The 12,153-nt window shown below is 45.6% G+C and carries 6 protein-coding genes; 2 read left to right on the top strand and 4 right to left on the bottom strand.

Annotated elements, in window-relative coordinates; all coding sequences use genetic code 11:
* Positions 1-7 precede the first annotated feature (7 nt).
* The 4 genes from IEY13_RS05595 to IEY13_RS05580 form a co-directional block, all read right to left on the bottom strand.
* Entirely contained in the window at positions 8-1,462 is a 1,455-nt protein-coding gene (locus IEY13_RS05595) for a RagB/SusD family nutrient uptake outer membrane protein (protein WP_188950952.1), read from the bottom strand.
* Between the two features lie 32 nt (positions 1,463-1,494).
* Entirely contained in the window at positions 1,495-4,782 is a 3,288-nt protein-coding gene (locus IEY13_RS05590; protein WP_188950951.1) for a SusC/RagA family TonB-linked outer membrane protein, read from the bottom strand.
* 54 nt (positions 4,783-4,836) lie between these two features.
* Positions 4,837-6,381 (bottom strand): fasciclin domain-containing protein, encoded by a 1,545-nt coding sequence (locus IEY13_RS05585; RefSeq protein ID WP_188950950.1) that lies wholly within the window; start codon positions 6,379-6,381, stop codon positions 4,837-4,839.
* 79 nt (positions 6,382-6,460) lie between these two features.
* The gene (locus tag IEY13_RS05580) at positions 6,461-8,026 is read right to left on the bottom strand and encodes a family 43 glycosylhydrolase (protein ID WP_188950949.1); all 1,566 of its coding nucleotides are present in this window, start codon (positions 8,024-8,026) and stop codon (positions 6,461-6,463) included.
* Positions 8,027-8,193: 167 nt separating this feature from the next.
* On the opposite strand from IEY13_RS05580, the gene IEY13_RS05575 reads away from it, so the two are divergent.
* Both IEY13_RS05575 and IEY13_RS05570 read left to right on the top strand, forming a co-directional pair.
* Entirely contained in the window at positions 8,194-11,373 is a 3,180-nt protein-coding gene (locus IEY13_RS05575) for a ligand-binding sensor domain-containing protein (protein WP_188950948.1), read from the top strand.
* A gap of 6 nt (positions 11,374-11,379) precedes the next feature.
* Positions 11,380-12,141, top strand: a complete 762-nt coding sequence (locus IEY13_RS05570; RefSeq protein WP_188950947.1) for a response regulator transcription factor — start codon at positions 11,380-11,382, stop codon at positions 12,139-12,141.
* The last annotated feature ends 12 nt before the right edge of the window (positions 12,142-12,153 follow it).

Raw genomic sequence — 12,153 nt, 5'->3', positions numbered from 1 at the left:
TTGAAGATTATTTATAGTAAGGGTTTTGAGTAAGGGCCGGGTTAGCGGCCAGCTCGTTAATATGATAAGGCAGGTACCACGACCGGGGATCGGCCACACGCGCTTTGGCCAGCGCCCGTTCTGAAACCAATCTGCTTTCCACTATTTTATCTACCAGTACTTCAGGCCGCCCGTTAATGCCTACCCGCATCAGATCAAACCATCTTTTCCCTTCCATAGCCAGCTCCAGAGAGCGCTCTTTTAAAATAAGATCCACCAGCGAATTGGTATCTGTACTAATGAGGTTAATATCGTACACCGGTAAATTGGCACGTGCGCGTATGGCATTCACCAGTTCCACTGCTTCTGCTTTACCCGCATCATCCAGGTGGCTCAATGCTTCCGCCCGCATCAGCATTACATCTGCCAGCCGGTACACAATGTAGTTGGGGTCGCTGCCGGAACGGCGCAGATCCATGGTGCTAAGCCCCACATACTTCCAGTAAGTTCTTCCGTTGGTATTGGAATTATAACCGGCTTCCAGCCCGCGTACCTCATCCGGCGCTGCTGCATCTTCATATAATTTTAAATGGTTAGGATTTACAATAAAACGCTCAGAAGCAGTACCCAGCCCGTTGGTTTCTCTCAGCAGGTAATCAAACTGAACTTCAAACACCCCTTCCGTGGAGTTTTTCAGCGCAAAAATGTCAAACCAGTTAGTACCGGGAACCAGCGTGTACAGCGCTTTGTTATCCATTACTTTTTTAGCGGCTGCAGCAGCCTCGCTGTACTTAGCCTGCCATAAATACACATCGGCCTGCAGGGCATTTACTGCCCCTTTGGTGGCTCTGCCTCTGGTTTTAAGTGTACTCTCATATTGTACCGGCACCTGGGCTTCTGCCAGTGTAAGGTCTGCTTCAATTTTGGCAAGAATGGCGGCCACACCCGATTTAGGCACTTTAAAATTTACCTGATCGTGTAAAGGCGGTTCCACCACCAGCGGCACCTCACCAAAAGTTCTTACCAGATAGAAGTAAGCCAGCGCCCTTAAAAAATGTGCCTCGCCTACTATAATATCACTCTCCTGTTGGGTAAGCCTGCTATCCAGTTGGGTAATAGGCGGCACTTTTACTATAACAGTATTAGCAGAGCCTATGATCTGATATACATCCCCCCATCTTAATGCCCATAAATCGTTGGGATACGTAAGTTCGTACAGCCAGGTCTGGTCGTTTTTACGCGTAATGGGCGAAACAAGGTCGGCACGCGCCTCGCCCCATATCAGAAATTTTTCCACGCAATCCTGTAGCTGATCGTATACAGAAACAATAGCAGCATTGGCATCTTCCTCACTGCGGAAGAATTCCTGTTCCGTTAAAGAATCTTCCGGCTCCTGCTCCAGAAACTTCTCGCAGCCGGGTGCGCATATCAGTACCATTGCTAACAAACCGGCCATGCCTGATTTATATAAAATATGCTTCATTTTCCTTTGTTTTAATAATCGGGAAACGGTGGCTAAAATTTGATATTCACCCCCAGAGTATACGATTTGGATTGCGGGGTTAATCCTCTGTCAACCCCTATAAAACTGGGGCTGCTGCCCAGGCCAATTTCAGGGTCGGCACCGGTATACTCCGTCCAGGTGAATACATTGGTAACGGTAAAAAAGGTGGAGAGGTCTTTAATCCTCAGCCGCTTTATCATGTTTCTGGAAAGCTTATAACTGAGCGTTACATATTTTACGCGGGCATACGATCCATCTTCAATCCACCGGGTAGAAGCCATGTTGTTTCTGTTATCGTTGCGCAGTGCCCTGGGCATATTGGTAATATCTCCCTGCTTACGCCAACGCTTTAATACAGAGGTGGCTGCATTATTGGTATACTGCATATTCTCCAGCTCGTAACGCATACCATTAATAACATCATTACCATATTGATACTGGATAAAAAAGCGGATGCCTATATTTTTATAATCGAAGGAGTTGTTGAAGCCACCGAAGAATGCGGCATTGGCATCGCCTATTTTTATACGGTCCTGATTGTTGATGATACCATCATGGTTAAAATCTTCAAAAATGGCATCCCCTCCTTTATACACATCTCCGGTTTCAGTATTAATGCGCATCAGGCGCGGCGTGGTGCCATCCAGTCCGTACACCACCTTTCCGTTTTTATCCCGTACCGCCGCATCTATATCCCGGGCATATACGCCCTTAAATACAAAGCCATAATAAGTACCCAGCGGATCACCTTCTTTTACCTGCGAGGTAAAGTTGCGGTAAGCCGCATCGGGGGTAGTTATGGTACCGCCCGGCAGGCTGGTAACCTTATTGCGGTTCAGGCCCATGTTAAATGCCGCATTCCACCGGAATGCACCGGGCTTTGTTCCCTTGATAATATCATAACTCACATCCAGCTCTATGCCTTTGTTCTGAATATTGCCCAGGTTGCCCAGTACGGTAGGGTTGCCTACCGATTTATCGCCTGTTTCCAGGCCGGAGGAAGAAGGTATGGTATACCGGTATAACAGGTCTTTGGTAGTACGTACATACGCTTCTGCCGTAATGGTAAGCCTGCTTTTAAACAATTCCAGATCTATACCCAGGTTGGTAGTTTCATTGGTTTCCCACCGGAGGTTATTAAGCGCAGGCGAACGCAGGCTTACACCATTTAAGCCGCTGTAATTATCGCCTGAAGTAAAGGTGCTGATAAAAGCATAGTTAGGAATGCCGCTGTTACCATTCTGTCCCCAGGCTGCACGCAGTTTCAAATTGGAAATGGCTTTTAGCTGGCTGAAAAAAGGTTCACCGGAAACACGCCAGTAAACGCCTGCGGAAGGGAAGTTGGCAAACTTATTACCGCGCCCGAATTTAGAAGAACCATCACGCCGCACGGTTATGTTAACACCGTACTTGTCCTTATAGATATAATCTGCTTTGGCAAATACCGACAGTATGGTTTCCGTTTGCCGGGCCGATCTCAACTGGCGCGTAGTGCCTGCGGCATTTAACACCTGTAGCTTGTCAGATGCCGTACCATTGGCATAAATACGCAGCTCGTTTGAATTAAACTTATTAAAAGTGTTACCCAGTAAAAAAGAAACCCTGGAGTTTTTGGGCAGCACAAGGCTGTAGATAAGCAGATTATCTACAATCATCTGCATACGTTCAAACTCACGCGAATCTAACCGGTTAAAATTGCGGTGTGTATACAACTCCCCTGTTGCTTCAGGCGGTAAAAACAGAAAGCCCTTTTCGCCCACAAAATCAAGCGAGGCATTGCTGCGGAATTTCAGATCTTCCAGAATATCTACTTCGCCATATACATTCGGTTTCAGATTGGTGCTGAACGCATCGTTGGTAACCAGTACAGCCTGCGCCACAGGGTTATCGCCTTCGTTGTGAAAACCAGGCAGGGCGGCATAGCTGGGCAGCAGGTTGCCATTGGCATCTATATCGTATACCGGCAGGGCGGTGGAGCGGGTTAATGAATTGAGGTAAGGGTTTCCAAAACCATAGTTGGCATAGTTACTCACCTTACTGCGGGCAAAAGATACATTGGCCCCAAAGCGCAGCTTTTTAGATACCGTATAATCCAGATTAAACCTTCCGGTATACCGGTCGCTGCCGGTGTTTACAAAGGAACCTGTTCTATTGGAGTAAGAGGTGCTGAAGTTATACCGCATGGTTTCGCCGCCACCACCTACAGAGAGATTATACATCTGCGAAAAACCGGTTTGCCGTATCTCTTTTACCCAGTTGGTATTGTTTTGAAAATACTGGTAAGTGGGTAAGGTAGGGTCATCTACCAGCAAACGCAGATCGGCATTATTGGGATTAATATTATTCCGGTTCTGCTCCCCTTCCAAACGCATTACCTTATAGCTGGGGCCATCCAGCACCGGTATATCCCTGGGAGCCTGCTGCAGCCCCAATTGCGTGTTCAGCGCAATGTTCGCCGTGTTTTGTTTACCCCGTTTGGTAGTTACCACTATTACACCGTTGGCCGCTCTGGCACCGTAAATAGCAGTGGCGTTGGCATCTTTTAAAAAATCAATCCGCTCAATATCGTTCGGGTTTAAATCGGCAATAGGGTTTATCTGCGCTACCTGAGAGAAATTGGTATTGGCAGGATCGAAGTTGGCAGCATCTTCATACGGCGTTGAAATAATAGGTACTCCATCTATTACATAGAGGGGACTGTTACCCGCAGACATAGAGCCGGTACCGCGGATGCGGATATCTACCCCTGAACCAGGATCGCCCGATCCATTAATCACCATTACACCCGCAACCCTGCCCTGTATCATCTGGTCAATAGAAGTAGCAGGCTGCTCTGCCAGTACCTCTGCTTTTAAAGAGGAAACAGCCCCTATTTTATCTCTGGCCCGCATAGAGCCAAAGCCGGTTTGTACCTGATCTTCTATTTTGGTTCTTACCACTATCTCATCCATCTGCCCTTCCGGTTTGGGTTTAAGCAGTACGTTGATAACAGTTTTGCTGTTTACCGCCAGCGTTTGAGTTTCAAACCCGATAAAGGAAAAACGCAGCTGGTGTTTAACACTGTTAATACGTATGGCGTAGTAACCACTATCATCAGATACAGCGGCATTAATCTGCCGGTTGTTTTCGTTCAGTTCTACCAGCGTAACGCCGGAAACAGCTGCACCGGAAGGCGCTTCCGTTATTTTTCCTTTTATAACAATGGTGCCGCCTGTTTGTGCCATCAATGCTGTGCGGGGCAAAAGCGCCAACCCAGGCAGGAATAAGAACAGATAAGCAAGGTGTATTTGTTTTTTCATACAAAACAAAATTTTAAGCTTTATAACAGCTTTCTATATAGGGTTAAAAAGAGATCAGTAGCTGGCAGGCATTAACACCTGCTCTACCCTGTACACGTATCCATTGGTAACGCCTGTTGCCCCCCTGTATTCCGTACCCACTTCTGCGGTTATGCCGCTGCCGCTTTTTACAGATACAACGTTATTGGCTGTGGTAAACACCAGCGGATTGCTGGCATAGTCGGTATTCTTAGAACCTGTAAGTGCGGTACGTGCCAGATTGGAGCTGATGACGTGCTGCTTTACAATATTGATAAACTGTGCATCGGTAAGCTGTACGCCGTTCAGGGTTTTCTTTCTTACATTAATACCCGCTGCTTCAAAGGCCGCATTGGTAGGTGCCAGAAAGGTGGCAGCCTTGGAAGTAGCGGTGTAAGCAACCGTTAGGTTGGCAGATTGAATAGCCTCTACAAAATCGGTAAACTCAGGATTGGTCATGATAGTGCCGATAGCACTCTTTAGCTTATCGGGTACAGGAAAAGTCGTATTCAGCACATGTACCACTCCGTTGCTGGCACGCTTATCAGCAAGTACCAGCTTATCCGCAGTAAGTGCGGGCACCAGTTCGCCGTTAATAGCCATCAATGCTCTGGGGCGCGCCATTAACTCATCAGATAAAATAATACTGTCTTTTATAAAGTACGACTCCAGCAGCGCCTGCACGTATAACCGGGGTAGCTTTTTAATGTCGTTTTCAAAGCCGGGTAATACAGGCGCCAGCAGCGTATTCATTACCGTATTATCGGGTATTAAAAAGGTAGTGAAAACAGGATCGCCGCCCTGACTTTCCGGAGCGGAGTTTGGAATATACTCCAGCGAGGTATTTACATTCTGTAAAAGCGGATAGGTGGTATAAAATACAGAGTCAATTTTACCATCGCGGTCTGCATCATAACTGTTAAAGCGATCGTACTGTTTGCTGGCCAGATTCTGCATCAGCTGGTAAAAAACATTACCGGCCAGCGCAGCATCTTTGCTTAACACCTGCTCTGCATTGGGCAGCGGAATCAGCACTTCTCCAATACCATGAATAACCCCGTTTTCAGCATCCATATCCTGCAGGCTTTTTATAACGGCAATACCGTTTACAGTAAACCTGTCTGCAACAGACACATCTATATTCAGAAACTTATTGTTACGGGTTATGTAAGCCGTTTTTTGAGTAGTAGCAAAACGCGTTGAAAAATCATAATAATACCACATGTTGTTGGCGATGTGATAACTGAGCATGGCAAAAAGATCATCTACCGGCACATCCGCAATAGTGCTGTATGCCTTTGCCTGAAAGAATTGCCGGAAAGCAGTATTGGTAGGCGCAAATACGGTATACAGCCCGGTAACGTTTACAAATTTCACCAGACCTGCACGCTCCAGCCCCGCAGCAAAAATGCTGAAGCTGGTATCGGCTTTTACCTTATCGTAGATAAAACCGGTTTTAGGATTTTCATTGGACCAGTATTTATCATACCCCTTTTTGCATCCCGGCAATATAACCGCGAAAAGTAAGGGCAATAGAAGTATCAGGCAGGCCGCAGACCTGCGTTGAAAAAGGAGAAACATTGTTTACATCATTTAATAAGTGAAATGATTCCGGTACCTGAACTATCAGGCAGCTTTTGCCCGCACCTCCGGACCGCCCTTAGTCGCCTATGGGAATGGTCGTATTAACACCGGTAGCAGCAGCGGTACCAAAATTGGGCGAGCCGTCTGTATTCCAGGCTAATTTCTGCATCCTGGGGGTTCTGGCTCCGTTGGTAGTAGCCGCAACACTGCGCGCATGGTACACAAACCAGTTTTCTGTGCGTACTACGCCATTGGCATCGGTATAACTACTGGTAAAAAATCCGTTGTGGCCCGGCCCGTATACCGAGTTGGCGCTGTTTGCTACAAACACCTGCTTTTTATTAATCCAGTCTGCAGCCACAGTGGGGTCACCTCCGCTCTTTAATTGTATCTGTGCCAGGCAGTAATTATCACTGGTATAGCGGCTGGCAGAATAGATGATGAATACCGGGCTGTTAGCATCCTTTTGCAGCATAATAGGCCCTTCGTTAACACCGGCGCCTAAAGAAGCAGGCTCGTATCGTTCCCAGTTATTGGTGGGAGATGATATTTTTACCCTTGGGCCGTTGATGGTCCATGGGTTTGACATAGAAGCCAGATAAATATATTGTTTGTATTTGGTAGCTATATTCTCCCAGCCCGACCATACAAAATAAAGGTTGCTGCCAACGGTCAGTATGGTTCCATCAATAGCCCATTGATCGCTCGTATCGGTTATTTTTCCTTTATACGTCCAGGTTCCTACCGTAGGGTCTGCATTCGCGTTTTCCAGTACAAACATTCTGTGGCTGTCATCCCCACTGGCACCATTGGCCGCAAAATACAGATACCATTTACCGGAGAGAAAATGCAACTCTGGCGCCCATATATTGGAAGAATAATCCGTACCGGTGGGAGGCGTCCATACCACCGTTTCCGGCATAGCCGCCAGCAACGACATGGAAGGTGTTTTGGTAATAGCAATACGGTTACCCTTGGTAGAAAGGAAGTAATAGTAGCCATCTTTCTGTGCTACAAAAGGATCGGGCCTGCCGTTATTGTTAATAGGATTCTGAAAATGAAGATTGCGGAAATCGAACTGATCCTGTGTACCGGCAACACTGCTCTTCTGCCGTATTTTAGTACCCGGTACTACCCCTTCCGGGTCTACCACCATTTTCATACCGGTGGCTTTATTGGTAAGGGTAAAGGCATTGCCGCTGCCGGCGTATGCAATGGCCCAGCGCTGTGCATCGGTACCATTATCTGTAACCTGCGTTAATATATCGCCGGAAGTTGCAGAGGGCGATGCAAGGCATTTGTTACTGGTAACGTTTACCAGCTTGTAATACGCAGCATCGGTTTTAATCAGTTTCCATTTTTGCCCGTTATTGGGAAACCAGCCCCATTGCTGAATTTTAGCATTATCGGCTGTTGAATTACCGGTTACTTCCACCACCTGGCCGGCAGGTACAGAAGCTATACCACGTATACGGTATACCGCACTATCTACCAGCGTGCCCAGGGCAGGTGCAGCACTTACCGCTACCTGTAAACGGCTGGGAACATTGGGAAGTAATACATTGGCTGCCTGTCTGTGCTGGCAATCAGCACCCAGTAATGCCATAGCGGCAACAGCATAAGTAAAAGCAATCTTTCTCATAGACAAGTTATCGTTAAGTAATGGGTGGTTTCAGCAGGCTATCAACAGTCAGTATAAAATGTATGGCTTATTACGGTTCAAAGTAAGTAAATAGGTTGCGCATAATTTGTTCAACTTTTTGTCGATTTGTCTCACCTTGTCAGTTTATATATATTTGGCTAACGATTATGCCATTCTACTATTTCGTTTTAGCAAGTTTGTTATTACAACTGTCCGCAATACCCTGCCGTGGACAGTATTACTTTACACATTATCAGGTAGATGACGGGCTGGCACACAATTCTGTAAACGCTGTTTTACAGGATAGCAAGGGCATGATATGGATTGGTACCCGCGGGGGATTAAACCGGTTTGACGGCTATACCTTTAAAGCGTACAAAAACCAGAACAACCGGTTTGGAAGCATTGGTAACAATGTAATTACCCTTATTGCAGAAGATAAAAAGGGTATGTTATGGATAGGCACCGGCAAGGGCATTTACCAATACAATCCCTGGCAGGAAGAGTTTACAGACCTGGAACAAACCCCCAAAAGTTATATAAGCCACCTGGTAATGGATAACGATAATAATATATGGTTTCTTGCCAACCACTCACTGTACAAATACAACCAGATTACTAAAAAAACGCAGGACTTAAAAATACGCGCCTCCTGTATAGCTATAGATTCCGCTATGCGTTTATGGGTGGGCAATAACGATGGAGTTATCAGCATCTATCCCGCACAAAAGGGTGCCGCTACGCAAGTGCGGCTGATTGACGAGGCTGTACCTGCCAATATGCGCTCTATCAGTAAAATATACCCGGTAAACAACCACGAAGTACTGGTGGGCTGTTTTAACCGGGGACTTAAATATTACAATACCCAAACGGGTGTTATACGCACCCTGCCCCTGCGGGAAACCGGCAACACCGATATTTACGTACGCGATATTACCCAGGGCAATCACCAGCAGTACTGGATAGCTACCGAATCGGGCATTTACATATACAACCTGGCTACCAACAGCAGCCAGAACCTGCGCAAACGTACCGGCGACCCATATGCACTTTCAGACAATGCGGTGTATACCATTTGTAAAGACAACCAGGGCGGCATGTGGGCAGGCACCTATTTTGGAGGTGTGAATTATTATTCTGCCGCCAACGCCCGGTTTGAAAAATATTATCCGTTGCAGGATACCAATTCTATATCCGGCAATGCCGTAGGCACCATTTGCCCGGATGAAAAAGGAAATTTATGGATAGGTACAGAAGACGCAGGTATTAACAAACTGAATGTACAAACCGGCAGGTTTACCCATTATGCGGCAACGGGTAAAAAAGAAGATATCTCTTACCCCAATATACATGGCCTGCTTGCCTTAGGGCATCAGCTGTTTATAGGGCCGTTTTTTCATGGTATGGAAATAATGGATATGCGCACAGGTAAAGTAACCGACCGTTTTAAGCTGATTGGCGACAGCAGTAAAAAGGAGAGTGATTTTATATTGCGCTTTTTTCTTACCCGCGACAGCACGTTACTGGTAGGCACTGCCTACAACGGATCGGGCCTGTTTATCTATAACAGAAAACGAAAAACATTCAGCCGCATTAAAGAGATACCGTATAACTCGTATGTGTTTGACCTTACGGAAGATTCGCAGGGATATATATGGACAGGAAGTATGAACCTGGGTGCTTTTTACTACGACCCTAAAACCGGCAAACATGGCAATTACCGGTTTGGCGACAAGGAAGGCGGTGAAATGATTAATGAATTTCCGGTACATAATATTTTTGAAGACAGCGACCATGCTATATGGTTTGCCACCGCAGGCGGCGGCTTAATAAAACTACATGCTGACAGAAAAACCACTCAAAAATTCACCACAGAAAATGGCTTGCCCAGCAATGTGGTGTTCTGTATACAGGAAGACAATTCAAAACGCTTATGGATAAGCTCGCTGAAAGGCCTTACCTGCCTGGATTTGCGAACCGGTAAATGGAAAACCTACACCCAATCGAACGGGCTTATCACAGACCAGTTTAATTTCAACTCTGTTTATAAAGACCAGCAGGGTAAAATGTATTTTGGTTCTGTAAAAGGAATGATTGCTTTTGACCCGTCCCGGTTTGATCAGCAGGAAACGCCGCCACCTACTTATATTACCGGGTTTCAGATCAACAATAAAGAAATTATACCCAACAATCCACAAAGCCCCCTCTCCCGTTCTATTTTGTTTACCGATACGATTGTACTGAAGTATGATCAGAACAATTTCAGTATTGAGTTTGCCGCACTCAACTATTCCTCAGCCAAAGTAACCAGGTACCGGTATTTTATGGAAGGGGTAGATAAAAACCGAACCTACCTTAACACCAACAGGAATGCCTATTTTACCGATCTGGCTCCGGGTAGTTACACTTTCACCGTTTGTGCAGAAAGTAATGTAGGTAGCTGGACAGGCAAAGAAAGGCGGCTGTTTATTAGAATATTACCACCGTTCTGGAAAAGCAATGTGGCTTATCTGTTTTACGTGCTACTGTCTGCAACACTCATGTACCTGATTATCCGCTATTACCATCGTTATCTGAACAGCAAAAACCAGCATAAGCTGCAACTGTTTGAACATGAGAAGGCAAAAGAGATTTATCAGTTTAAAATTGATTTCTTTACCAATATCACCCACGAAATTCAAACCCCGCTTACGCTGATTATAGGCCCCATTGAAACGCTGATAAAAAAGATAGAACACCTGGCAGATGTAAAAAAAAGCCTGCTGAAAATTCAGAAGAATGCCAGCCGTCTGGCAGAACTTACCGAGCAGTTGCTGGACTTCAGACAAACGGAAATGGAGCAGTTTGGGTTAAACTTTGTAAACGTAAACATTCATACATTACTACACGAGCAAACGGATTCTTTTACAGAGCTGGCGCAGAAGCGGGATATCCATGTAACACTCACACTACCGGAAACCCCGGTAGTGGCGTTTGTAGACCGCGAAGCCATGGCAAAAATAGTGGGCAACCTACTTTCCAATGCAATTAAATACGCGGCATCCTGTGTGGCTGTTACCCTGGAACCACTGCACACGGCGGATGAAAAATTCACCATCCGTTTTTGCAACGATGGCAAAGGCATTCCGGAAGAATTCAGAGAGAAAATTTTTGAGCCCTTTTTCAGACTGAACAATAAAGACAAACCAGGAACAGGTATCGGCCTGCCTTTGGCCAGATCGCTTACGGAGTTGCACAATGGCTCTTTAACGCTGACTTCCGGCAAGCTGAATGATATTGTTTTTGTATTAACCTTACCGGTACATCAGAAGTTTGAGTTTAATTTAAGTAGCTGGAAAAAAATTTAATATCCCATGAGTGAGAGCATTTTAGTTGTAGACGATAACCAGGAAATTCTTGAATTTTTAACCGAGGTATTAGGCGACACCTATAAAGTACACGCCGCAGAAAGCGGCGAAACAGCGCTGCAGATAATGGACAATGAAGTAATACATCTTATTGTGTTAGATGTTATGATGCCTGGCATTGATGGTTTTGAACTATGCCAGCTTGTTAAATCGAACGTTAACTATTGCCATATACCCATTATATTATTGACCTCTAAAAACGGCCACCGCGCTCATATAGAAGGGCTGGAAGTAGGTGCAGATGCGTATATTAAAAAACCCTTCTCGCCTAAGTTTCTTCAGATACAGATTGCCAATCTGTTGAACAACCGGTTGAAAATAAAAACGCATTTCGCCAGCTCTCCTTTTGAAGATGTAAGGGTAATGGCGCACTCTAAAACAGATGAAGCTTTTTTGAAAACACTGGACGATTATATCCGTAAAAATATAGAAGATACACAACTGGATATTGAAACCCTGGCGCAGCATATGAATATGAGCCGCCCCACCTTTTACAGAAAAATAAAATCACTATCGGCCCTATCTCCCAAAGAACTGGTAGATATTACCCGCCTGAAAAAAGCTGCCAGCCTTATTGCAGAAAATGAATACAGCCTGTCTGAAATTTCCCGCATGGTGGGCTACAGCTCGCAAAGCCTTTTCAGCAGAAATTTTCAAAAATATTTCAACGCCTCTCCGCAGGAGTATTTTAATGCGTTGCCGAGGTAATTTAAAACACCC

This window comes from Filimonas zeae (genome assembly GCF_014641615.1).
Lineage (GTDB): Bacteria > Bacteroidota > Bacteroidia > Chitinophagales > Chitinophagaceae > Filimonas > Filimonas zeae.
The sequence above is the reverse complement of the archived record's forward strand: the minus strand, read 5'-3'. Positions and strand labels throughout refer to the sequence as shown.